Genomic DNA, 24,295 nt, shown 5'->3' with positions numbered 1-24,295 from the left:
ACGATGTTTGGTAAATTAAGTTGGGATGCGGTCCCGTTCCACGAGCCGATCGTGATGGTGACCATCGCCATGATCGCGCTGGGTGGTCTGGCACTGTTTGCAGGTATCACTTACTTCAAGAAGTGGACCTACCTGTGGACCGAGTGGCTGACTTCGGTCGACCACAAGAAAATCGGCGTCATGTACGTCATCGTTGCCATGGTCATGCTGCTGCGTGGTTTTGCCGACGCCATCATGATGCGTACCCAGTTGGCCATGGCCACCGAGGGTTCGCCTGGCTACCTGCCTCCTGAACACTATGACCAGATCTTCACCGCCCACGGTGTGATCATGATCATCTTCATGGCGATGCCTTTCTTCACCGGCCTGATGAACCTTGCCTTGCCGCTGCAGATCGGTGCGCGTGACGTTGCGTTCCCGTTCCTGAACTCCCTGAGCTTCTGGCTGCTGGTATCCGGCGTAGTGCTGATCAACCTGTCCCTGGGCGTCGGCGAATTCGCCAAGACCGGTTGGGTTGCGTATCCGCCATTGTCGGGCCTGGCCTACAGTCCGGGCGTGGGTGTGGATTACTACATCTGGGCGCTACAGTTATCAGGACTCGGGACGACACTGACGGGGGTCAACTTCCTGGCCACCGTCTTGAAAATGCGCGCCCCTGGCATGAAGCTGATGGACATGCCGATCTTCACCTGGACCTGCACCTGGGCCAACGTACTGATCGTTGCATCGTTCCCGATCCTGGCTGCAACCATGGCGTTGCTGTCGCTTGACCGTTACCTGGATTTCCACATTTTCACCAATGAACTTGGTGGCAATCCAATGATGTACGTGAACCTGTTCTGGGCATGGGGTCACCCTGAGGTGTACATCCTGATCCTGCCAGCGTTCGGTATCTTCTCTGAAGTGATCTCGACCTTCTCGGGCAAGCGCCTGTTCGGTCACCACTCGATGATCTACGCCTCGGGCGCGATCTCGGTACTGGGCTTCATGGTTTGGCTGCACCACTTCTTCACCATGGGTTCGGGGGCCAGCGTCAACGCGTTCTTCGGATTGGCGACGATGCTGATTTCCATCCCGACGGGGGTGAAGCTATTTAACTGGCTATTCACCATCTATCACGGTCGTCTGCGTATCACCAGCCAGGTTCTGTGGACCCTGGGCTTCATGGTGACCTTCGCGATCGGCGGCATGACCGGCGTACTGCTGGCCATCCCGGGTGCTGACTTCGTACTGCACAACAGCCTGTTCGTCATTGCTCACTTCCATAACGTGATCATCGGCGGCGCAGTATTCGGCTACATCGCAGGTTTCAGCTTCTACTTCCCGAAAGCGTTCGGCTTCAAGCTGCACGAAGGCTGGGGCAAGGCTGCATTCTGGTTCTGGATCTCGGGCTTCTTCGTCGCGTTCATGCCGCTCTACGCTCTGGGCTTCATGGGCATGACCCGTCGTCTGAACGCCACGACCAACCCTGAGTGGGTACCGTACCTGTACGTTGCCATGGTGGGTGCACTGATGATCGCTGTGGGTATCGCCTGCCAGCTGATCCAGCTGTATGTCAGCGTGCGTGATCGCAAGCAGAACATGTGCGAATCCGGCGACCCATGGAATGCACACACCCTGGAATGGTCGACTTCGTCGCCACCGCCGTTCTACAACTTTGCCGTACTGCCGAAGGCTGACAGCATCGATCCGTTCACCGAAGCCAAGGAAGACGGTACTGCGTACCAGAAGCCTGCGCGTTACGAACCGATCCACATGCCTAACAACACCGCTACCGGCGTTGTGATGGGCGCGCTGTTGACCGTGTTCGGTTTCGCGATGATCTGGCACATCTGGTGGCTGGCCATCGTGAGCCTGGTGGGCACCATCGGCTACTTCATCGTTCACGCTGCCCGTGATGACCAAGGCTACATGGTGCCGGTCGACGTGATCGAACGCATCGAAGCCGAGCAACACGCTCGCCTGGTTGCCGAGAAGAAGATCCCGGCCAACCGTGTTGAAACCTCGTTGGAACAGGCTTAAACCATGTCGAACTTAGTGACCAATGCTGGACACGCCCATGTCGATGACCATGGGCACGATGACCATCACCACGACTCGGGGCCAATGACCGTATTCGGTTTCTGGCTCTACCTGATGACCGACTGCATCTTGTTTGCGTCGATCTTCGCGGTGTACGCGGTACTGGTAAACAACGTAGCGGGTGGCCCGTCGGGCCACGACATCTTCGAACTGCCTTACGTGCTCGGCGAAACCGCCTTGCTGTTGTTCAGCTCGATCACCTACGGCTTCGCCATGCTGGCCTTCTACAAGGGCAGCAAGAAAGGCGTCCTGAGCTGGTTGGCACTGACCTTCCTGTTCGGCCTGGGCTTCATCGGCATGGAGGTCAACGAGTTCCACCTGCTGATCTCCGAAGGTTACGGCCCGCACCGTAGCGGCTTCCTGTCGGCGTTCTTCACGCTGGTAGGCACCCACGGTCTGCACGTGACTGCCGGTCTGATCTGGATGGCGACCATGATGTATCAGGTCAACAAACATGGCCTGACCAACACCAACAAGACTCGCCTGAGCTGCCTGAGCCTGTTCTGGCACTTCCTGGACGTGGTCTGGATCTGCGTCTTCACCGTTGTCTACCTGATGGGGACTCTGTAATGGCTAATGCACATTCCCATGACAGCCATGATGACAGCCACGGCAGCGTCAAGTCGTACGCCATTGGCTTCATCCTGTCGGTCATCCTGACGCTGATCCCGTTCGGCCTGGTGATGTACCCAACCTTGCCGAAGTCGATCACCTTGATGATCGTCCTGGCGTTCGCGGTGATCCAGGTCCTGGTTCACCTGGTGTACTTCCTGCACCTGGACCGCTCGAAGGCTCAGCGCGATAACGTGATTGCGTTCGTGTTCGCAGGTTTGGTGATCCTCCTGCTGGTTGGCCTGTCGGTATGGATCATGTTCAGCATCCATACGTTCATGATGGCGAAGTGAGGTAAGACCCGATGTCGCTTAAGCACTTTATCCAAATCACCAAACCGGGGATCATTTTCGGTAACGTGCTTTCTGTGGCAGGCGGTTTCTTCCTGGCCTCCAAGGGGCATGTCGATCTGGCCATTTTCCTGGCTGCGATGATCGGCACGTCCCTGGTGGTAGCTTCCGGTTGTGTATTCAACAACTGCATCGACCGCGATATCGACATCAAGATGGAACGCACCAAGAATCGTGTGCTGGTCCAGGGCCTTATCTCCCTGAAACTGGCACTGATCTTCGCGACCATCCTGGGTATCGCCGGCGTGGTGTTGCTGTACAAGGTGGCCAACCCGCTGGCGGCGCTGTTTGCCGTGATCGGCTTTGTCATCTACGTCGGCTTCTACAGCCTGTACCTCAAGCGCAAGTCGGTTCACGGCACGCTGGTGGGCAGTCTGTCGGGGGCGATGCCGCCGGTGATTGGTTATGTGGCTGTGACCAATAGCTTCGACATGGCCGCGTTGGTGCTACTGGTGATGTTCAGCCTGTGGCAGATGCCGCACTCCTATGCCATCGCGATCTTCCGCTTCAATGACTACCTGGCTGCCTCGATTCCGGTTCTTCCGGTCAAGCGTGGCATCAAGGTCGCTAAGAAACACATCCTGCTCTACATCCTGGCCTTCCTCGTGGCGACCTTGATGTTGACCTTCAGTGGCTACGCCGGCATGAGCTACCTCGCCGTTGCCGCCGCCATGGGCATGTACTGGTTGTACATGGCCTGGACCGGCTACAAGGCGGTGGATGACACCGTCTGGGCACGCAAGCTGTTCGTCTTCTCGATCTTCACCATCACCGCCTTGAGCGTGATGATGTCCCTGGATTTCCAGGTGCCGAAAGAGTTGCTGCTGACGTACGCTCACTGAGTGATCGAGCAGTAAAAAACCCCGCCTTCGAAAGAAGCGCGGGGTTTTTTATTGAGGGGCCTTTAAACTATGCCAAATCTTACAAATGCAGGAAGCAGCGTGATGAGTAAAAAAGCCGTTATCGTATTCAGTGGTGGGCAGGATTCGACCACCTGCCTGATCCAGGCACTGGCGCTGTATGACGAGGTGCACTGCATTACCTTCGATTATGGCCAGCGCCATGTGGCGGAAATCGAAGTCGCACAGAAACTCGCCAAACAGCTGGGCGCCACCGTTCACAAAGTGATGGACGTGTCGCTGTTGAACGAGCTGGCCATCAGCAGCCTGACCCGCGACAACATTCCGGTACCCACGGTGAACAGCTCGGGCGAGAGTTTGCCGAGCACCTTCGTGCCTGGCAGGAACATTCTGTTTTTGACCCTCGCGGCGATCTACGCCTACCAGGTCAAGGCGGAAACGGTGATCACCGGGGTGTGTGAAACCGACTTCTCCGGCTATCCCGATTGCCGGGACGAGTTCGTCAAGGCGCTGAACAAAGCGCTGCAACTGGGCATGGAATACGACGTGCGCCTGGAAACGCCGTTGATGTGGCTGAACAAGGCCGAGACCTGGGCCCTGGCGGACGATCACCAGCAGCTGGACCTGATCCGCAACCAGACCCTGACCTGCTACAACGGCATTATCGGCACGGGTTGTGGCAACTGCGACGCGTGCAACCTGCGCGCACGTGGCCTGAACGACTACCTCGAAAACAAGGCAGCCGTCATGCAGAGCCTGAAAAGCAAACTGGCGTGATGTCGATCGTTCCCACGCTCCGCGTGGGAACGCATCCCGTGCCGCTCCGCGTCACAAAGGCGGACGCGGAGCGTCCAAGGCGGCATTCCCACGCAGAGCGTGGGAACGATCATCAGCTGGCGTGCGGTTGGGCCTGGGTATCGCCCGTGATGTAGCGCTTGAACAGCGAGCGGGCGCCATAGGCCGGCAGGATGTTGAAGAAGGCAAAGCAGACCTTGATCGCAATCTGCACGTAGATCATGTTCAGGATGTCGCTGGTCTGCATGGCGCCGTAGAACGCGATGAAGCAGAACAGGAAACTGTCGATGATCACCGCGAAGAACGTACTCAGGAAAATCCGCAGGAACAGGTACCTGGAATTGGTCAGCTCCTTGATCTTGCACAGCAGGTACGAGTTGATGTTCTCCGACACCAGGAACGAAACCGAAGAGGCGATGAGCACCGACGACACCTGGATGATCACGTCGTTGTAAGGCCCGTCGAGCTTCCAGCCTGGCAAACCGGGGAGGAAGGTCGAGCCGTAGAGCAGGATGATGATCATCGCGTTACTGGCAAACGCAAACAGGATGGCCCGTCTCGCCAGCCGCAGGCCGAATTGTTCGTTGAGCAAGTCCACGATCAGAAACGTCAGCGGGTAAAGGAACGTGCCGGGCGTGACGATAATGCCCAGCGACTCCAGGTAAATAGGTTTGGTCGCGGCGATGCTGGTGAAGATATAGAACGTAAAGAGCAGCAGGTTCAGGATGATGTAAATCATCCATGAGTTCTCGTTGCGGTCGTTGAGGTCGTACGCGGTCAGCGCTCCGCCCTGTGAGTAGAACTTCTTGTACATGTTCTTGACTTCCATTTTATTTAAATTGTCCATGATTTCGCTGTTCAGCACTTCGCTCAGCTTTATCCGAATGATCTTGCCCGTGGCGATCACCATGATCACCGCCAGGCTCTTGTCATTCTCGAACCCCAGCAACTTGTATTTGCTGTTTTCGACTTCGTGCTCATACGTTGTCATTGAAGCGCTCCTCGATGATATCTCCCACCACACAGATACGATCCGAGCTGACACACGCTTGATCCGTGATAAATAGTTTTTTGCTGAGCCTGTCGTACACCAACTTTTCCTTGTCGTCGCTCGACGTCCCTTTCTGCACGATCAACAAATCGCCCGGCTCGTTGACACCGGCAATCGCATGTTCCAGCAGCACGGCTATCAAGTTGTAGGAAGTGCCGAAGTAGTAGGTCAGCGGGTACAGCGTGGCGAGTTCGCCAATGCGCTTGTCCATGCTGGCCATGACCTGGCTTTGCTTGATGATCGGCACGGCAGCAGGGTTCATGTTGCCCTGAGGGGAAATACTGCTGTCGATGATCTCTTTTTCTTCGAAGTCGAGGGTCTCGATTTCTTCATAGGAAACGCCGAAGAAATCCGAGATCTTGCGGATGGTGGACTGCTGTACGTTGACGACCTTGCCTTCCAGAATGTTGTAGATCGTGGTTCTGGTCAGGCCGGCCGCATTGCACAACGACAGCTGCGTCTCTCCGCGGCTTTTGATCAGGTATTTGATATTGCTCTTCAAATACTCGGTGCGTTCTTTTCTGTGAATCAAATGCCCACCACTTCCTTATGTTCTACACAGAGCGTCCATGTTGCGCTGGGGTGCGTGCTTCGCCGCGGCGCGAAGTGTTGCATGCGCCTGCCACAAGAATAAAGACCGTGATCAGTTTTTTGGCGATTGGCCATCATCCAGCCAGGAAAAACCGCGTCTTGTCCCCCTGTGTGCGGCCAAAAAGAATCATTTAATTTGGAAAATGTTCATTTTTCTGCTTAATTGCCCTGCGCCCAACGGAAAGGCGCACGGGATTTTCAGGGAAGGAACACAGGACAATGGCAGTCGACACGCAACCACTTACCCACCAGGCCGACCTGCTGCAACGAGGGCTGGCGGATCTACGGGCAGAAGACGCGGAGCTGGCAGCGTTGCTGGATGCGGAAGTCACGCGCCAACACCAGACGCTGTCGCTGGCCGCTTCGTCCTGCGCAGTGAGGCCGAATATCCTGGCGGCGTCCGCCTCGCTGCTGGTCAACGTGACCGCCGAGGGCACGCCCGGCTGGCGTCATCACGCCGGCTGCGAGAATGCCGACCGGGTCGAAGCCCTGGCTGTGCGCCGAGCGCGTGAGCTGTTCGGTGCGCAATACGCCGGCGTGCAATCACACTCGGGGTCGACTGCCAACTATCAGGTACTGGCGGCCTTGCTGGAGCCGGGAGACACCGTGCTCGGCATGGCCCCCGATCATGGCGGGCATCTGAGCCACGCCAGCCCCGTCGCGTTCACCGGCGCGAACTACAAGGCGCTCCGGTACGGCACTACCTCCAAGGGTGTTATCGACTACGACCAGGTGCGCACACTGGCGCTGGCCCATCGCCCGCGCGTGATCATCTGCGGGGCGACGGCCTACTCGCACACCATTGATTTCGCGCGCTTGCGTGCGATTGCCGACGAAGCCGGGTCGATCCTGCTGGCGGACATTTCGACCATCGCCGGCCTGGTCGCCACCGGGCGCCATCCGAGCCCGATCGACGCAGCCCACGTCACTACGCTGTGCACCCATAAACAACTGGGCGGCCCGCGTGGCGGCCTGATCCTTTCCGGTCGCGATTCCGAAACCAAGGTGCCGGGCCTTAAGACCAGCTTCAGCCGGCTCCTCGATCAAGCCGTGTTCCCACGAATGCAGGGCGCACCGGCCTTCAACATGATCGCGGCAAAGGCGGCGGCGTTCGGCTACGCCATGTCCGCGGATTTCGACGCCTGGATGGCGCGTATTCGCACCACGGCCGACGAACTGGCCAGCGCGTTCCAGGCCTGTGACTACGAGGTGGTGGGCGGGCGCAGTGAAAACCACTCGGTGCTGATTCGCTTGCGTGGCGGCATCACCGGCGCCATCGCCCAGGCGGCGCTGGAGCAGTGCGGCATCATCGTGGACAAGCATCGCGCACCGGGAGAGACGCGACCGTCATTCGTCGCTGGCGGGTTGTGTATCGGCACCGGCTCCCTGGCGCAACGCCAGCTCGACGCCGATGGATGTCGGCAGGTCGTCGAACTGGTGTGCCGGGTACTCGATGCGGTCACGCCCCTCAACGAGCACAAGTTCACCCTGGATCCGAATGCACAGGAATCACTGCGCTTGCAGGCTCAAGCCTTGTGCGCGAAGTATCCCCTCGCGGATTACCTGCACAACTGAGCAAACATCCAAATGGATGTTTCATGTTATTGCAGGATAAATTGCTGTACGGTGTTTAAGCGGCTGTTATAGACGGTCGCGTTGTTGCTCATTCTCATCATTAACAAGCTGCACGACAGCTTGGCGTTCTCCTGGCAGTTATAAAAAGGGCTCTTAAAGTCCGTTCAACCTCCGTGAACGAAGTACTCAGCCTTTTGCAGTGAAGTCGAACTAGGCCCGTGCGCCGATAGTTGTTCGACTCATGAGGAGATATCCCGTGATAACCCGAAGAAAACTCCTGTATTCAGGCGCAGCCTTGACCGGTGCTGGCCTGTTTGCCCCGCTGTGGGCAGGTGCCGCGCTGGCGCAGGAAGTCAGCAGCGCCGCCAGCGACGACATTGAATCCTTCCGCCAACTGTCGATGTTCCTCCTCGAACGCTCGAACCTGGATGCCGCCTTGTCCTTGCGCATCCTGGCCCAGTGCACCCGGAACGACCCTGCATTCCCCGAGAAGATCAAAGCCTTGTGGAGCAAGGTTGGCCAGCATCACTTGCGCAACGTCGGCCAGTTGTCCGGCAGCCCGTTCTACGCCGACCCGGTGATCAAGGACACGACGCAGAAAATCGTCTCCGCCTGGTACCTGGGCTACACCGGCACGCCGGTGTCCCTGCGCGCCACCGACGGCACGCGCCTGGTCACCTTCACCGGCGCCCTGGCCTATGCGCCGACCGCGGACGCCACGGTGATCCCGACGTACTCCCGGGGAAAAACCAATTACTGGGTCAATCCTCCGGCCACGCTGGCCAACGACTAAGACAAGGCACTTTTATGAATCAGGATTTTGACGCCGATGTCATTGTGGTTGGCTCCGGCGCATTAGGCAGTAACGCAGCCTTTGAATTGGCCAGGCACGGCAAGTCAGTGATTATTCTGGAGGCCGGTGAACATATTCCCCGCTGGAAGATAGTCGAGAACTTCCGTAATTCGTCGAACAAGGGCAATTACAACTCACCCTATCCGAATGAACCGTGGGCCCATCATTCTTACGATGAGCAATACATCGAGAACACCGGTTCTTTCGAGTTCCGCCCCGGCATGTTGAAACTGGTGGGCGGTACCACCTGGCACTGGGCGGCAGCGTGCTGGCGTTACTTGCCCAACGATATGAAACTCAAGACGCTCTACGGCGTAGGTCGCGACTGGCCGCTGGAATACAGCGAGCTGGAACCCTATTACGTGCGTGCGGAAATTGCCCTGGGCGTATGCGGCAGTGACACCCAGGACCAGAGCGGGCAGGGCGGCGGCGCTTTCCCGCCACGCTCAAGCCCGTACCCGATGGCGCCGGAAGGTGATACCTACCTGTTCCAGCGCCTGCGCGAACGCATGGCACCGGCGGGGTATCACTTTATCCATGAGCCCAATGGCCGTGCCACTGAACCCTACGACGGGCGCCCGGCGTGCAGCGGCAACAACAACTGCATGCCGGTCTGCCCCATTGGCGCGATGTACAGCGGCGACGTGCACGCCCGCCATGCGGAACAGGCCGGCGCCAAGCTGATCACCGACGCCACCGCCTACAAGCTGGAAAAAGGCGCGGACGACAAGATCGTCGCGATCCATTACCGCAGCTCCACCGGCGCTGATGTGCGGCTCACTGCCAAGTACTTCATCGTTGCCGCCCACGGTCTGGAAACCCCCAAGCTGCTGCTGATTTCCGAGGTGGCCAACTCCTCCGACCAGGTCGGTCGCAACCTGATGGACCACACTGGCCAAGGCCTGCAATTTATCGCCGACGAGCCGTTGTGGCCGGGACGCGGCGCGGTGCAGCAGGGCGGGATTTTCAACCGCCGCGACGGCGAGTTCCGCAAGGAGCGGGCCTCGGTCAAACACTCGATCTCCAACAACGTGCCGAACATTGCCGTGGCCAAGCGGCTGATCGCCCAGGGCGTGTACGGCAAGGAGCTGGACGAACGCATCCGCCACGATGCGGCGCGTTGGGTCGACGTCTCTACCGTGTATGAAACCCTGCCATTGCAGACCAACACCGTGCGCCCGAGCCGCACCCGCAAGGACGCCCTGGGCATTCCGATGCTGGTGGTCAACTACGAGGTGGGCGACTACGTGAAGGCGGCCAAGGCCGGCGTCACTGAAGACTATGCGCACTTCGTGCAGCTGATGGGCGGCACGGTGGTGGAAGACAACACCGGCTACCAGAACCGCGACCACCTGATGGGCACCGTGATCATGGGCGCCAACCCCAAGGATTCGGTGGTCAACCACGAGTGCCGCACCCACGACCACGCCAACCTGTTTCTCGCTACCACCGGGGTGATACCGGCCTCCGGCACCATCAACCCGACCCTGGCCGGCGTGGCGCTGAGTATCCGTATGGCCGACATCATTGCGCGGGAGGTCTAGGTCATGGGATTGCTTAAATTTCCATTGCTGGCCTTGCTGCTCACCGCGTTGCCGGTGTTTGCCGCTGAAGACACTGCCGCGCTGATCCAGAAAGGTGCGTATGTCGCCCGTGCCGGCGACTGCGAAGCCTGCCACCGTACCGCCGAGAATGGCGGCGCGCCGCTGGCCGGCGGGTATGTGATCGACTCGCCCATGGGCAAGATCATCTCCAGCAACATCACCCCGTCCAAGGCCTACGGCATCGGCGACTACACCGAGCAACAACTGGCGGACGCCTTGCGCAAAGGCATCAACGCCAAGGGCCAGCACCTGTACCCGGCGATGCCCTACACCTCTTACCAGGGCATGAGCGATGACGACATCCACGCCTTGTATGTGTACCTGCAGCAGGGCGTCAAAGCCGTGGACCAGCCGGTGCCGGAAACGCACCTGGCGTTCCCGTTCAACATCCGCCAACTGATGTTCGGCTGGAACCTGGTGTTCCTCGACAGCCAGGGTTTTGTGCCCAAGCCCGGCGCCACCGAACAGACCAGCCGTGGCCAGTACCTGGTGGACAACCTCGCCCACTGCGGCGCCTGCCACACCCCACGTAATGCCTTGATGGCCGAGGACAACAGCCAGTACCTGGCCGGCGCCAAACTGGGGGGCTGGGTTGCGCCCAACATCACCTCCGACAAGGTCAGTGGCCTCGGCGACTGGAGCGAGGACGACCTGGTCAACTTCCTGAAAAACGGTCACCTCGCCGACAAGGCCCAAGCCGCGGGCGGCATGGCCGAAGCCGTGGAAAACAGCTTCCGCTACCTCAGCGACAGCGACCTGCATGCCATGGCCGCCTACCTGCACAGCGTGCCGCCGATCCGCGATCCCGGGCAAACCGAGCGGGTGGTGCGTGACGTCAAGCCGGTGGACATGAGCACCCTGGAAACCGGCCAGGGCGATCAAGCCTCACTGGCCGATGCCACTGGCCTGGATGGCGCACGCCTCTACAACTCGGCCTGCTCCAGCTGCCACGGCCGCGATGGCCAGGGCTCGGCTGACAAGTTCTACCCGTCCCTGAGCCTCAACACCGCGCTCAACGGCAACCAGGCCAACAACCTGGTGATGGCGATCATCGCGGGCATCGACCGCAAAGGTGCCGACGGCGCCGTGAGCATGCCGGCCCTGGGCGGTGACCTGAACGACGCGCAAATCGCCGCCATCGCCAACTACAGCCTGCACACCTTCGGCAACCCGGCGCTGAGCGTCAGTTCCGAAGAAGTCACCAGCCTGCGTCGCGGTGGGGATGCGCCGTTGTTGATCACGGCCATGCCGTACCTGCTGTGGGGCGGTGGCCTGGTGGTGCTGTTGCTGATCATCGTGCTGTTGCTGTGGCGCCGTCACCACCAACACCTGCGGGCAGTGGAGGCCAAGCGGATCGCGTTGAACCGGCGTTTTCATTCCAACTAGCCGGAAACGCAAAAGCCCCGCCTTCGGTATGAAGTGCGGGGCTTTTTGTTGGTTGGGTAAATCACCGGCTGTTTTCCTCGTCATACCCAATTGCAGGAACGGGGGCGAATCCCGCACCTGAAGCTGCGAGCCGACAAGGAGAGGTCTTCATGGTCAACGTGAGTCGTCGTTCCCTGATCGCACTGGGCGCGGCCTTGCCGTTGCTGGGTCGCCTGGACTGGGCTGAGGCAAGCCCCGCCGTGGCGGCGCCCGAGGTGCTGCTCAACTACAACGAAAGCCCCTACGGGCCCTCGCCGGCTGCGCGGCAGGCCATGCAGCGTGGTATTGCCGTTTCGGGGCGCTACCCGTACCCGGACATGTACGCGCTGGTCGAACAGTTTGCCAAACAGCAGGGCATTCTGGAGGAACAGGTGGCGGTGTTCGCCGGCTCCATGGCTGCGTTGCGCTACGCGGTGCTGGCGTTTACCAGCGAAACCCGCAGCCTGGTGATGGCCACGCCTTCCTACGAAGTTCCGCGCCAGGCAGCCGAGTCGTGCAAGGCCAGGGTGCATGAAGTGGACCTCACCGCCGATCACGCCCATGACCTTCCCGCCATGCTCACCGTGGACCGCCAGCCCGGCCTGATCTACCTCTGCAACCCGAACAATCCCACCGGCACCCTCACACCCGCCAAGGCCATCGAACAGGCACTGGCGCGCAAACCCCAGGGCAGCATTTTGCTGGTGGACGAGGCCTACATCGACTTCAGTGACGCACCCAGTTGTGTGGCGTGGGTCAAGGACCATGACGACTTGCTGGTGCTGCGCACGTTCTCGAAAATCTACGGCCTGGCCGGCGCACGCCTGGGGCTTGCGATCGGTCATCCGCAGCTGCTGGAACAACTGGCGGTGTTTGGCGGGGACAACGTGCCGGCGGCCGCCAGCCTGCTGGCCGCCCGCGCCAGCCTTGCGGATACGCAACTGGTGCCGGCGCGCAAGGCGCTCAATACCCGGTTGCGGGATGAGACGGTGGCCTGGCTAAAAAACCGCGGATTCACCTGCACGGCGTCTCACAGCAACTGCTTCATGATTGATGTGCGCCGTCCGGCGGAACAGGTCATCGAGCGGCTGGGCGAGCAGGGCGTGAAGATTGGGCGCGTGTGGCAAAACTGGCCGCAGTGGGTGCGGGTCACCGTGGGCAACGCTGATGAGATGCAGCGGTTTCGCGAGGTGTTTGCGGCTCAAGTCGTAGGCTGAATTCGCTGCGACGCAGGTCAAATGTGGGAGCGGGCTTGCTCGCGAAAGCGGAGTGTCAGTCAATGCATACGTGACTGACCCACCGTCTTCGCGAGCAAGCCCGCTCCCACATATAGATCGAGTTACTGCTGGGCGATGCTGTAGCCCTCAAACGCCGTCTGCTGCTGCAGCGCGGTGATGATGCTTTTACGCGTCAGTGGCTGCTCGGCGCCCGAGTTATCCACAAAGGTTTCAACTTCCAGTTCCGCCTCGTCACCTTCACCGACAAAGGTAAAGCCGAGGAATTCAAACGCCTCACGGTCCACGTTCGGCTTGGAGCGCGGCGAACGCAGCGGCAGGGTGACGCTGATGCCGTCCTTGCTGATGGCGAACACTTCCACTTCCTTCTTCGGGCGGGAAGCCTTGCCTTTGCCGGCGCTCGGGTTGCTGATGGCCTGGTGGGTCTGGTTCAGCACCTTGAGGGCCAGGCCGTAGACCAGCTCCTGGAACTCCGGGTCGTCCTTGAAGCTGGACAGGATGCGGCTGATGGAGAACTTGCTGTTCAGGTCTTCGAGGGCGGCGTTGTCGGCGGCTTCGGCGTCCTTGAGCTGCTTGAGCTCGCCCATCAGGTCGTAGGCCTTGTCGTCGTCGAAGGCGTCGTGGGCCTGGCGGATGGCCACGCGCAGCTCGCGGATCTGGTCGCTTTCCTTGGAGGTGTGGAACGCGTCCAGCACCATTTCACTGATGGTCTTGGCCGCCGGCACGTGCTGTGAAAGATTGATGGCGTTTTCGTATTCAGCTTTGGATTGCAAGGCGACTACGGATTCTTCGGTGCGGGAATCAGACATTGAAATTTCACTACTTCAGTAAACGGGGAGACGGGAAAAGCGTCGCGCATTTTCAGCGGGGAGGGGGATCAGGTCAAGGCAGCACAATGCCCTCATCCCGGTTGAATGACGCTAACGCCCGCTGCAGCTTGATCGCCCGCCCGCAAAACAGCCCAACGGTAAAACCCGAAGCCCCACCCGCCAGGGCCAGCATTGGCGCGGTGCTCGACAGCAACGGGTGCACGGCGTGCTGGTAACCGAGGTAGTACTTCACGCCGAAGAACAGTTGGGAGATCAGCAGGATTTTCCAGGTGCCGGGCAGCACCAGCGTGTGGCCATCGAGGCTTACACCCTTGGCGGTGAACATCGCCATCGCCAACAGGCAACCCACGGCGGCACCGCCCAGCCAGCAACCGATCGACAGCGTTGAATGCTCAATGGACAACAGCGACCAGATCACCAGCACCACCGGCAGGATAACCAGTGACCGGTGGTTTTCGCGGCTGCCGCCGATGGCTTTGATCCCGTACCAGCAGATCCACAGATAAACGGCGTACACCCAAAGGGGCGTGCCCTGAAGAATGTCGAGCATGGTCAGCGTCCGTGCCTGATGAAGTTGGGCGTCGATATTCGCCGGGCCGCGCGTGGCTTGTCCATCGATTTAACCGAGGCGCTTGCCCATTTCGAAGGCGCGTTTTTCGTAGCCCAATTCCTCGTACAGCCGCTGCGCCGGTTCGTTGAAGGCCCAGACGGTCAAGCGCAAATCCCGGGCGCCCTGGCGGATGGCCCAGCGTTCGGCGAGCGCCATCAGTTCACGGCCAATGCCCTGGCCGCGGTGCGCCTCCAGCACGCAGATCGAGCCGATCCTGGCAACACGCAGCGGCTGCAACAACGGGCTGGCGGTCTCGATGATTTGCGCGGTGATAAATCCAACACCAACGCCGTGCTGCTCGGCAAGAAACACCGCCTGAACCCGGCTGGTCAGGCAGGGCCGCCAATGGGACTGGTCGCGCTCCACCTGGTCGGTGGCGTCACGGTAGATATCGGGCCGTTCCTGGTGGTGCAGGCGGTTCAGCGGCTGGCCCAGTACGCACAGGGTGTGTAGGTCATCCTGGTGCGCCTGGCGATAGGTCAATCCTTGAGACATGGCAGTCCTTCGAACGGGGCAAAGGGCGTTTTATGCCCGTTATCGGCGATCACGTAAAGGCGCGGCGCTAGCCCCAAGCTCTTCGACGAAGCCGGCAATGCGCCGGCAAGCTTCCTTGAGGGTGTCATCGGCGACGGTAAACGAAACCCTTACAAACCCTTCGGCGCTGGCGCCAAAGGCCTGGGCATCAAGCACCGATACGCCGGTCTGGCGATACAGTTGCCAGGCGAATTCCCGGCCGCTGAGCCCGGTGCGGCGTACGTCCACCAGCATGAACATGCCCGCCTGGGGGACTCGGCAGTCCAGCTCGCTGATCGCACTCAACGCGTTCACCACCAGGTCACGCCGGCGCCGATACACCGCACGGGCATCGCTGACCACGGCCTCATCCAGTTCCAGTGCCTTGATCGCCGCCGCCTGGATAAACCCTGGCAGGCCGTAAATCATGCACAGCAGCAAGTTTTCCAGATGGTTGATCAATGTGGGCGGGCCGGCCACCCAGCCAACCCGCCAGCCGGTCATGGCGTGGCTTTTCGACAGGCTGTTGAGCACCACCGTACGCTCGGCCATGCCGGGTAATGCGCTGATGCTCAGGTGTTGATCGTCATAGATGAGCTGCCCATACACTTCATCGCAAATCACCCACAGGTCGTGGGCGCGTGCCACTTCGGCGACGGCTTCCAGCTCTTCGCGGCAGTAGACATTGCCGGTGGGGTTGCACGGTGTAGCGAGGGCGATGCCCCGGGTCTTGTCGGTAATCGCGGCTTGCAGCGCGGTACGGGTCAGGCGAAAGCCGTTGGCGGCCGGTTGTTCGACGGTTCTAATGCGTGCCCCCGAGGCTTGGACACAGGCCTCGTAGGTCAGGTACATCGGCTCTGGCACCAGCACTTCATCGCCGTGGCTGAACAGGCACAAGCAGGCCGCGAACAGGCCATTCTGCGCGCCGGCGACCAGGGCGATATTGTCGGCGTGCACCGCAATCCCTTGCAGCAGGCTCTGCCGGGCCGCGATGGCTTCCCGCAGTTTCGGGCGGCCGAGCACAGGGGTGTAGTGGGTGTCGCCGGCGCGCAGGGCGTCCACGGCGGTTTCACAGATCGCGCTGTGTGTGGCGAAATCCGGGTCGCCGACACTGAGCACAATCACGTCTTCGCCCCGCAGTTGGGCTTCGGCGGCGGCGTAGTGAATATCCCAGGCACTGACGGATTCGCCGCCAATGCGCCCCACAAAGGGTGAATAACGCATCCTTGCTCTCCTCGCCGACATCGATGCCCGCGTCAATTAGTCAATTTCAGTTCCACTGTAGAACATGCCGCCTGATCCACATCAAGGGCCGCGCGCAAAAAATCCGCTACAACGAAGCTGGGGCTGACCATGTCCCGGTTATCTGCCTGATGACCCAATAAAAACGATTGCAGACCTGCGCCGAGGGGACCGCCCCAGGCCGGGTTATTAAAGGAATAGTGCGATGATTTTTCCCCTGTCACGTCTGGGCCTTGTGGGGGTGGTGCTGTGCCTTTCCCTTCCCCTGCACGCCAACGAAGCCGACCCCACGCTGATCGAACAGGGCAAATACGTTGCCCAACTGGGCGACTGCATCGCCTGCCACACCGCCAGGCAAGGCGCGCAGATGGCCGGCGGGCTGGAACTGGGCACGCCGATGGGCACGATCTATTCGAGCAACATCACCCCGGACCGTGACACCGGCATCGGCCAGTACACCTTCGAGCAGTTCGACCGGGTGATGCGTGAAGGCGTGACGCCGGCCGGGCAGAACCTGTACCCGGCGATGCCTTACCCGTCCTACGCGAAGATGAGCGAAGGCGACATGCGCGCCTTGTTCGCCTACCTGATGCAGGGCGTGGAGGCGGTGAACAAACCCAACCTGGACGCCGAGATGGGCTTCCCGTTCAACCAGCGCTGGGGCCTGGCGTTGTGGAATTTGGCGTTTCTCGACAAGCAACCATTCGTGCCGGACCCGGCGAAGGATGACGTGCTTAACCGTGGCGCCTACCTCGTCCAGGGCCTGGGCCACTGCGGCTCGTGCCACACCCCGCGCGGCATCGCCTTCCAGGAAAAAGCCATGAGCGACGCGGGCCGCAGTGGCCGGCATTACCTGGCCGGTGAGACTGTCGAGCACTGGCGCGCCTTGAGCCTGCGCAACCTGTGGACGGTGGACGACACCGTGCAATTGCTCAAGACCGGGCAGAACCGCTTTGCCACGGTCGCGGGCAACATGGCGGATGTGATTCATCACAGTACCCAACACTTCACCGATGCCGATTTGACCGCCATCGCGACGTATCTCAAATCCCTGCCGCCGGGCAAGGACGACCTGCCGATGCCCGCCGTGGCCCACGAACCCGCCGCAGCGCCCAAGGACTTGTTCACCAGCCGTGGTGGCCTGGGTTACATGCAGTTTTGCAGTGACTGCCACCGCAGCGATGGCGGCGGGGTGAAAGGGCTGTTCCCGCCGTTGGCCGGCAACCCGAGCGTTGCCTCGAACAACCCGACGTCACTGCTGCACATCACCCTCACCGGTTGGGAAACCGCCGAGACCGCAGCCCATCCACGGGTCTACACCATGCCTGGGTTTGCGCGGTTGGCGGATCAGGAAATCGCTGAAATCCTCAGTTTCGTGCGCAGCAGTTGGGGCAACGAAGGCACGCCTGTCACGGCTGCCCAAGTGAAGAAAATGCGCGGCCAGCTCAACCCGGTCACCACCGATTCGTCAGCGTTTGAAACCCCACGCCTGGCCGAATTGTTGGCGGCGCCGAATGCCGATCAGGTGGTACGCGGCATGCGCCTGCACCTGCAGACCAAGGAACTGCTGCCCAATAACGTGGGCAACTCGCTGAACTGCACCAGCTGCCATCTCAACGCCGGCACCGTGGCGGATGGTTCGCCGTTTGTGGGCGTCTCGGCATTTTTCCCGAGCTATGCGCCGCGTGCGGGCAAGGTGGTGAGCCTGGAAGAGCGGATCAACGGCTGCTTCCGTCGCTCGATGAATGGCAAGCCGTTGCCAGCGGAATCGGCGGATATGCAAGCGATGGTGGCGTACTTCGACTGGATGAAAAACAACACCAGGCCCGAAGACAAAGTCGCCGGGCGCGGGGTGGGCAAGGTCGACCCGGCGATCAAGCCGGATATGCAGAATGGCAGGCAGGTCTACGCCAAGCAATGCGCGGTGTGCCATGGCGACAATGGCCAAGGGTTGACGCGGGCGGATGGCGAGTTGGTGTACCCGCCGTTGTGGGGCGAGCAGTCGTTCAATATCGGGGCGGGGATGGCGCGGCTGTACACGGCGGCGGCGTTCGTCAAACGCAACATGCCGATCGGTTTCCACGAGAAATTCCCGTTGGGGCAGGGCGGGTTGTCGGATCAGGAGGCGGTGGATGTGGCAGCGTACTTCTCCCAACAACCTCGTCCGGATTTCCCGGACAAGGTGAAGGACTGGCCGAAGGGGGGTAAGCCCGTGGATGCGCGGTACTAACCCCACCACCTGTTCGAAGTGGGCACAGTCAATGTGGGAGCGGGCTTGCTCGCGAAGACGGTGAGTCAGTCACCCATGTATTGACTGACACTCCGCTTTCGCGAGCAAGCCCGCTCCCACAGTTTTAACCGAGTGCAGTCAGTTAGAAGGTGGTGCGCAACCCAACCTGCACGCTTCGCCCCGGCGCCGGGGCGATGTCCCGCAGGATCGAGCTGGCATAGCGCACGGTCTGGTTTGTCAGGTTCTCGCCGTTGACGAACGCCAGCCACTGGCTGCCGCCGACATTGAAGCGGTAGCCGGCGCTGGCGCCCAACGTGGTGTAGCCGTCGGTACCGCTTTCGTTATCCGGCACCCGCCCCTGGCCCGCCGCGTGTTCAACGTCAATCCGCGCCTGCCAGCGATCCAGTTCCCACAAGAGGCCGCTGTTCAAACGCAACGGCGCAATGCGGGGCAACGCTTCACCCGTGTCCAGGTTGGTTGCACGGGTGTAGTCGCCCGACAGTTCCAGCGCAAACTTGCCGTAGGCACCTTCCCCCAGCTTGATGTGATCCTGGGCTTCAAAGCCTGCGAAACGCGCACGCACACTGGAATATTTGTACTCAGGGATGCCGCCGGCGTCTTCCTCGCCTTCGTCATTCAAGGTGCGACCGCTGCCCAGCAGGCCGATGTAATTGGAGAAGTGGCTGTAGAACACGCCGAAGCTGCCCTTGTGGGTGCCGTTGTCGAAGCGCAGCGCCAGGTCGCTGGACACGGCTTTTTCTTTCGACAGGTTGGCGTCGCCCAGTTCATAGGTGCCGGTGGCGACGTGAGCGCCGTTGGCATACAGCTCGTAGAAGGTCGGGGCACGTTCGGTGTAGCCGAGGGTGGCGGCCAGGGACCAGATCGGCGTGAGGGTGTACACCGCGCCGGACGATAGGCTGCCGGCGGTGAAGTCGGCGGATTTGTCGGCATTGGCGAAGCGTGCGTTGCCCTTGCCGTCCGGGTCGACGTTGGTGTGTTCCAGGCGCCCGCCGAGGCTCAGCTTGAGGCGCTCGGTGGCCTGCATTTCTTCGAGGATAAACAGCGCGCCGGCGTTGGTATCGGTCTGCGGCACGAAGGCTTCTTCACCCAGGGCCGAGAATTCATTACGACTGACTTGGGCGCCCACCACGCCGTTGAACGGCCCGATCGGCAAGTGTCGCGCTTCCACCCGGGCTTCGTAGCCCTTGTTCTTGAAGGTGGTGCCGGTCTCGCCGCCTTCGATTTCCATGTGCTTGTAGTCGGTATAGCCGGCGTCGAGTTTGACCGAGGTGAACGGGCCTTGCAGGTTGCGGATTTCGGACGCAAAGGCGTAGTGATCCTGCTTCATGCGGATGCGCACGTCCTGCTCGGCCGGGGAGCCGTAGTTGCTGTCGTAGTTGCTGTAGGACAGCCCGGCGTAGCCGTCGTCCCAAGTGTAGGAACCGCCGACTGCACCACCGTCCTGGCGTCCGTCGCTGTTGCCGAGGCGACCGTTCTTGCCTTCACCGTCGTCGCTTGGCGGTGCGTGACGGCTGCGGGCAAAACCGGGGATTTTCAGGTCGTTGAATTCCCGCGCGCTGGCGTCCAGGTGCAAGGCGAAGGTGCCGTTGCCGGCTTCCAGTTTGCCGGCGCTGCTGCGGGTGGTGTCGGCGCCGCCGTAGCGCAATTCACCAGCACCGTGAATGCCTTCGATGGCTTCGGTGGGGATGCGGTTGTCGAAGGTATTGACCACGCCGCCGATGGCGCTGCCGCCATAGAGCAGGGCGGCCGGGCCACGCACGATTTCGATGCGGTCGACGTTGACCGGGTCCAGCGGCACGGCGTGGTCATAGGACAACGACGAGGCATCCAGCGCGCCGACTCCGTTGCGCAGGAGGCGAATGCGGTCACCATCCTGGCCACGAATGATCGGCCGGCTGGCCCCCGGGCCGAAGTACGACGACGACACACCGGGCTGCTTGTTCAGGGTTTCACCCAGGCTGCCTTTTTGTTGCAGGGTCAGGTCATCGCCTTCCAGCACGGTGGTGGGAGAAGCGAGGGTTTCGCTGCCCAGCGGGTTGCCGGTGATGACTTGAGGTTGCAGTTCCAGGGCGTTGGCCTGGGAGGTGATCAACAGGGCGGCGGCCAGCGGGGTGAGGCGCCAGAGAGAAGAGAGGGACATCGGTCGTTCCTTGGCAAACGGCAAAAAGAGAAGGCTGAAAACGGTAAGGGATTCGATACCCTTTGATAGTTATAGTTACAATATAACATCACTTTTTTCCCTGCCAAGGGGAACTTTCCCAAACCCCGCTCGATCACTCCCACGCTGATCGTTCCCACGCTCTGCGTGGAAATGCATGCCGTGACGCTCTGCGTCACCATTGCGCAGGGTTAAAACTTGCGTCGACCGAGGGACGCAGAGCGTCCAATTCGGCATTCCCATGCAGGGCGTGGGAACGATCGAACAGTGGCCTATAGTGAAGGCAACGCTTCCACCCGCACGGCCCGTCCGCTAAGGTGCGCGGCTTCGTTTTCTTCTTTTCTGCACAAAAGGCCCGGCATGACCGCGACAAACAAAGACCCACTGCACGGCGTCACCCTGGAACAGGTCCTCACCGCGCTGGTGGCGCATTACCAATGGGAAGGCCTGGCCGAGCGCATCAACATCCGCTGTTTTTCCAGTGACCCGAGCATCAAGTCGAGCCTGTCGTTCCTGCGCAAGACCCCGTGGGCGCGGGAGAAGGTCGAAGGTTTGTACGTGAAGTTGATGCGCACCAAGCGACCGGTCGAGGATTGAGGTGAAACGTCACCTTATCGGCCTCGCAGCCCTCGGCGGTTGGGCCGGCCTGGCGCTGCAGCAGTACATCATTTTCTACTTCCGCTGGGTCGATGGCGCCAGCCTGTTGCCGGGCCTGGTGAATTTCTTCAGCTTCTTCACCGTGCTCACCAACACCCTGGTGGCGGTGGTGTTGACCCATGCGTGGGTGCAACGGCCAACTGCGGCGAGCCGGTTCTTCCTCGGGCCCGTAGTCAGCAGCGGGATTGCCGTGAGCATTGTCGTGGTCAGCCTCGCCTACAGCCTGTTGTTGCGCCACATGTGGCAGCCTGCGGGGGTGCAGTTTGTGGTGGACGAGTTGCTGCACGACGTGATGCCGTTGGTGTTTGTCGCGTATTGGTGGTGGTGCGTGCCCAAGGGCAGTCTGCGCCTCAAACACATCGGGCTGTGGGTGATTTACCCGGTGGTGTACTTCGCCTATGCGTTGTTGCGCGGGTATGTGTGGGGGCTGTATCAGTACCCGTTCATTAACGTGGACACTCTGGGTTATCCACAGGTGTTCATCAATGCCGGGGGGATTCTGGTGGGGTTTGTGCTGATTGCTCTGGGGGTGGTGGGGCTGGATAAAATCTGTAGGAGCGAGCTTGCTCGCGAAGAACGTTAACGATAACGCAGTGTGTCTGGTTTAACGCGGCGCTCTCAGGTTCTTCGCGAGCAAGCTCGCTCCTACAGGGATCACTGTTGCCAGTAACCCACGGCCTTGAGGAATGCCTCATTGACGTTGTGCGTGTCCAGCAGCACCCGCCGTACCTGGCGCGAGAGCTTGCTCTCGGTGGCGACAAAGCTGTACAGCGAACCGTCCGGCAGCGTCAGGTTGTGCACCGTCTCGAGCAGGTCATCCTGGCCGCGCACCACCCAGATCACTTCCACTTCGGCAGCGCTGGCCAGCGGCTGCTGTTCCGCCGCATTGGCGATCTCTATCACCGCCAATACCTTGCGCCCCGCCGGTAATTCGTCCAGGCGCCGGGCAATCGCCGGAATCGCGGTTTCATCGCCGATCAACAGGTAGCTGTCGAAGATATCCGGCACGATCATCGAGCCACGCGGCCCGCCGATGTGCAGGTGCTGACCGACCTTGGCCTGCTCGGCCCAGGTGGAGGCAGGGCCATCGCCATGCAGCACGAAGTCGATGTCCAGCTCGCCGATGTCCAGGTCGTACCGGCGTGGGGTGTAGTCGCGCATGGCGGGTTGCGGGCCGTCGCCGCGCAGGTTGAAGTCGGGGCTGTCCAGCGCCGCTTGTTCGGCGGCGTTCTGTGGGAACAGCAGCTTGATGTGATCGTCACTGCCCAGGCTGATAAAGCCCGCCAGTTCCGGCCCGCCCAGGGTGATGCGGCGCATGCGCGGGGTGATGTCGACCACCCGCAGGACTTCGAGGCGGCGGCGTTTGATTTCGTGGGTCACGCGGTGGATGGCTTGGGTATTCATTGAGCTTTCCCGTCGGCAATGGCTTGGGCGGTGCTGTTGAGCAGCGCCGCGACACGAACGATTTCTTCCGGGCTCCAGCGCCCGTGGTGCGAATGCAAGGCGTGGCGCAGGTTATGCACCGCCTCGTGGATTTCCGGCGGACGGTCCTGGCCCCGCAGCGAACGTTTGCTCACATCCATGCGCATGCGAATGCCTTCGAGGGCAACCGCCTGTTCGCTTAAGAAGAGACGACCGGCGTCGGTGATTGTGTAGCGTTTTTTTCCGTCTTCGGCGTCGCCGGTAATCAGTTCGCTTTCTTCGAGAAAGGTCAGCGTGGGGTAGATCACGCCGGGGCTGGGGCTGTAGGCGCCGTCGAACAGGGTCTCGATCCGGCGAATCAGGTCGTAGCCATGGCACGGCTGTTCGGCGATCAGCGCCGGCAGCAGCAGTTTCAGGTCGCCGGGGGCGAAGACCCGTGGGCCACGGCCGCCGCGCTCGCGGCCTGGACGTTTGTCGAAGCCGTCGCGGCTGTCACCGGGGTCGCGGTGTGAATGATGGTCTCTCATTTCGGGTGCTCTCGTTTGGTTTAGATACAACGTAAGATATATCTTATTGCCGCCACAACCCCGGCAGACGAACGGTCATCTCGCGTCTTGTGAGACGGGACTCGAAACGGGCCGATCAGCGCACTGACCCTTTCGACATATTCGCCAACTTGTTAGTTGGTGTGCCCCAGTAATTACTGTTGTTTTTTATAATATGTAATCCTATTCTTACGGACTTGTTCTGCACTAAATCATTCTCGTTAAGTTGATGTAGTCCGTTTCTTACGGTTGATTCAAAAGTTTTGGCAAAGTGCCATAATTTTCCTATGTGTCTTGGTGTGACAAGGCTACGTGAATAAGCGAATCGACCGGCTTTCATATTCAAAATCGAAATGGATAATTGCCCGGCCTCGAACGAACTCCTGAATTGCAATACAAGTAATTGGAAAGCATCCGATTTCCATTGCTTCAGGAAATTGTTCTGGCGCTGGGTTAATTAAGTCCTGTGCGCAACTAAGCCAGGATTTCGTTTTGATTTTTAATACATGTGAGCCTCTGCAAATGAAGACTAAAGTAAAAGCTGCGCTGTTGACTGTCGGCCTGTTGGCGGGTTCGATCTCTGTTGCTAATGCGGCGGACGGGACGATTACATTTACCGGTTCGGTCCATTCGGGTGCTTGCTCTATCAAGCCTGAGTCTGTGGATCAGTCAGTTGCACTTGGCGCTATTGCAAAGCATCAGTTGCAATCCGGCGGCAAGTCCACCGCCCGCCCCGTGGCGATCGAGCTTGAAGGTTGCGACCTGTCTGGCCTCACCGATAACACCGTGACCACTACCTTCACCGGTGCACCGTCCAGCGTTGTGCCTGGCGGCATCGGCACGGTCGGCAGCGCGGGCGGCATCGGCATCATGATGACCCACGGCGGCAAAGCGATTGAGCTGGGCGTGCCAACCACTCCGCAGGCCATTGTTGCCGGTAATAACACCCTGCAGTTCGGCGCCTACGTACAAGGCCAGGCGACAGGCGACATCGTTCCTGGTGATTTCAGCGCGGTCACCAACTTCACCTTGGCTTATCAGTAAGTGTTTCCCCC

General features: G+C 60.4%; 23 protein-coding genes. 14 read left to right on the top strand and 9 right to left on the bottom strand.

Annotated elements, in window-relative coordinates:
* Positions 1–3: 3 nt before the first annotated feature.
* The 5 genes from cyoB to queC all read left to right on the top strand — a co-directional run bounded on the left by cyoB (position 4) and on the right by queC (position 4,681).
* Entirely contained in the window at positions 4–2,022 is a 2,019-nt protein-coding gene (gene cyoB, locus HX805_RS10425) for a cytochrome o ubiquinol oxidase subunit I (protein ID WP_003216371.1), read from the top strand.
* A 3-nt stretch (positions 2,023–2,025) separates the two neighbouring features.
* A complete protein-coding gene (locus HX805_RS10420; protein ID WP_008435616.1) occupies positions 2,026–2,652 on the top strand; it encodes a cytochrome o ubiquinol oxidase subunit III in 627 nt (208 codons plus the stop codon).
* Positions 2,652–2,987, top strand: a complete 336-nt coding sequence (gene cyoD / locus HX805_RS10415; protein WP_003216374.1) for a cytochrome o ubiquinol oxidase subunit IV — start codon at positions 2,652–2,654, stop codon at positions 2,985–2,987. The genes HX805_RS10420 and cyoD overlap by 1 nt, the downstream gene beginning before the upstream one ends.
* Positions 2,988–2,998: 11 nt before the next feature.
* A complete protein-coding gene (cyoE, locus tag HX805_RS10410) occupies positions 2,999–3,886 on the top strand; it encodes a heme o synthase (protein WP_003216376.1) in 888 nt (295 codons plus the stop codon).
* 102 nt (positions 3,887–3,988) lie between these two features.
* Complete coding sequence (gene queC, locus HX805_RS10405; protein WP_003216378.1) at positions 3,989–4,681, top strand: 7-cyano-7-deazaguanine synthase QueC; 693 nt, start codon at positions 3,989–3,991, stop codon at positions 4,679–4,681.
* Positions 4,682–4,793: 112 nt separating this feature from the next.
* Here queC and HX805_RS10400 read toward each other — a convergent pair whose 3' ends face one another.
* Both HX805_RS10400 and HX805_RS10395 read right to left on the bottom strand, forming a co-directional pair.
* Complete coding sequence (locus tag HX805_RS10400; protein WP_003216380.1) at positions 4,794–5,690, bottom strand: queuosine precursor transporter; 897 nt, start codon at positions 5,688–5,690, stop codon at positions 4,794–4,796.
* A complete protein-coding gene (locus HX805_RS10395) occupies positions 5,677–6,282 on the bottom strand; it encodes a helix-turn-helix transcriptional regulator (protein WP_003216382.1) in 606 nt (201 codons plus the stop codon). The genes HX805_RS10400 and HX805_RS10395 overlap by 14 nt, the downstream gene beginning before the upstream one ends.
* 278 nt (positions 6,283–6,560) lie before the next feature.
* Here HX805_RS10395 and glyA point away from each other — a divergent pair, with 278 nt between their 5' ends.
* The 5 genes from glyA (at position 6,561) to HX805_RS10370 (ending at position 12,994) form a co-directional block, all read left to right on the top strand.
* Positions 6,561–7,916, top strand: a complete 1,356-nt coding sequence (gene glyA, locus HX805_RS10390) for a serine hydroxymethyltransferase (RefSeq protein WP_177116854.1) — start codon at positions 6,561–6,563, stop codon at positions 7,914–7,916.
* Between the two features lie 256 nt (positions 7,917–8,172).
* Positions 8,173–8,709, top strand: a complete 537-nt coding sequence (locus tag HX805_RS10385) for a sugar dehydrogenase complex small subunit (RefSeq protein ID WP_023659207.1) — start codon at positions 8,173–8,175, stop codon at positions 8,707–8,709.
* Between the two features lie 14 nt (positions 8,710–8,723).
* Positions 8,724–10,313, top strand: a complete 1,590-nt coding sequence (locus tag HX805_RS10380) for a GMC family oxidoreductase (protein ID WP_008435597.1) — start codon at positions 8,724–8,726, stop codon at positions 10,311–10,313.
* Between the two features lie 3 nt (positions 10,314–10,316).
* The gene (locus HX805_RS10375; RefSeq protein ID WP_177116853.1) at positions 10,317–11,759 is read left to right on the top strand and encodes a cytochrome c; all 1,443 of its coding nucleotides are present in this window, start codon (positions 10,317–10,319) and stop codon (positions 11,757–11,759) included.
* Positions 11,760–11,908: 149 nt separating this feature from the next.
* The gene (locus HX805_RS10370; protein ID WP_177116852.1) at positions 11,909–12,994 is read left to right on the top strand and encodes a pyridoxal phosphate-dependent aminotransferase; all 1,086 of its coding nucleotides are present in this window, start codon (positions 11,909–11,911) and stop codon (positions 12,992–12,994) included.
* 122 nt (positions 12,995–13,116) lie between these two features.
* Here the strand turns inward: HX805_RS10370 and HX805_RS10365 are convergent, their stop codons facing one another.
* The 4 genes from HX805_RS10365 to HX805_RS10350 form a co-directional block, all read right to left on the bottom strand.
* The gene (locus HX805_RS10365; RefSeq protein ID WP_003216395.1) at positions 13,117–13,821 is read right to left on the bottom strand and encodes a hypothetical protein; all 705 of its coding nucleotides are present in this window, start codon (positions 13,819–13,821) and stop codon (positions 13,117–13,119) included.
* A 73-nt stretch (positions 13,822–13,894) separates the two neighbouring features.
* Complete coding sequence (locus HX805_RS10360) at positions 13,895–14,392, bottom strand: hypothetical protein (protein ID WP_177116851.1); 498 nt, start codon at positions 14,390–14,392, stop codon at positions 13,895–13,897.
* A gap of 69 nt (positions 14,393–14,461) precedes the next feature.
* The gene (locus HX805_RS10355) at positions 14,462–14,947 is read right to left on the bottom strand and encodes an N-acetyltransferase (RefSeq protein ID WP_177066640.1); all 486 of its coding nucleotides are present in this window, start codon (positions 14,945–14,947) and stop codon (positions 14,462–14,464) included.
* A gap of 39 nt (positions 14,948–14,986) precedes the next feature.
* Positions 14,987–16,189 (bottom strand): pyridoxal phosphate-dependent aminotransferase, encoded by a 1,203-nt coding sequence (locus tag HX805_RS10350; protein WP_177116850.1) that lies wholly within the window; start codon positions 16,187–16,189, stop codon positions 14,987–14,989.
* Between the two features lie 223 nt (positions 16,190–16,412).
* On the opposite strand from HX805_RS10350, the gene HX805_RS10345 reads away from it, so the two are divergent.
* Positions 16,413–18,437, top strand: a complete 2,025-nt coding sequence (locus HX805_RS10345) for a c-type cytochrome (protein ID WP_177116849.1) — start codon at positions 16,413–16,415, stop codon at positions 18,435–18,437.
* Positions 18,438–18,579: 142 nt separating this feature from the next.
* Here the strand turns inward: HX805_RS10345 and HX805_RS10340 are convergent, their stop codons facing one another.
* The gene (locus HX805_RS10340; RefSeq protein WP_177116848.1) at positions 18,580–20,598 is read right to left on the bottom strand and encodes a TonB-dependent receptor; all 2,019 of its coding nucleotides are present in this window, start codon (positions 20,596–20,598) and stop codon (positions 18,580–18,582) included.
* 378 nt (positions 20,599–20,976) lie between these two features.
* Between HX805_RS10340 and HX805_RS10335 the strand changes: the two genes are divergently transcribed.
* Together HX805_RS10335 and HX805_RS10330 are read left to right on the top strand one after the other, a co-directional pair.
* Positions 20,977–21,213 (top strand): VF530 family DNA-binding protein, encoded by a 237-nt coding sequence (locus HX805_RS10335; protein WP_003216406.1) that lies wholly within the window; start codon positions 20,977–20,979, stop codon positions 21,211–21,213.
* Position 21,214: 1 nt separating this feature from the next.
* Complete coding sequence (locus HX805_RS10330; protein WP_177116847.1) at positions 21,215–21,856, top strand: Pr6Pr family membrane protein; 642 nt, start codon at positions 21,215–21,217, stop codon at positions 21,854–21,856.
* 71 nt (positions 21,857–21,927) lie between these two features.
* Here HX805_RS10330 and HX805_RS10325 read toward each other — a convergent pair whose 3' ends face one another.
* Entirely contained in the window at positions 21,928–22,677 is a 750-nt protein-coding gene (locus HX805_RS10325) for a siderophore-interacting protein (protein WP_003216410.1), read from the bottom strand.
* Entirely contained in the window at positions 22,674–23,222 is a 549-nt protein-coding gene (locus tag HX805_RS10320) for a PadR family transcriptional regulator (protein WP_003216412.1), read from the bottom strand. The genes HX805_RS10325 and HX805_RS10320 overlap by 4 nt, the downstream gene beginning before the upstream one ends.
* A gap of 540 nt (positions 23,223–23,762) precedes the next feature.
* Here HX805_RS10320 and HX805_RS10315 point away from each other — a divergent pair.
* On the top strand, positions 23,763–24,284 hold the full coding sequence (locus HX805_RS10315) for a fimbrial protein (protein WP_023659208.1): 522 nt from the start codon (positions 23,763–23,765) through the stop codon (positions 24,282–24,284).
* Positions 24,285–24,295: the final 11 nt, after the last annotated feature.

It is taken from the genome of Pseudomonas sp. G5001 (genome assembly GCF_013385475.1).
Classification (GTDB): Bacteria; Pseudomonadota; Gammaproteobacteria; order Pseudomonadales; family Pseudomonadaceae; genus Aquipseudomonas.
Note: the sequence above shows the minus strand (reverse complement) of the source record. Positions and strands in the feature narration are given on the sequence as shown.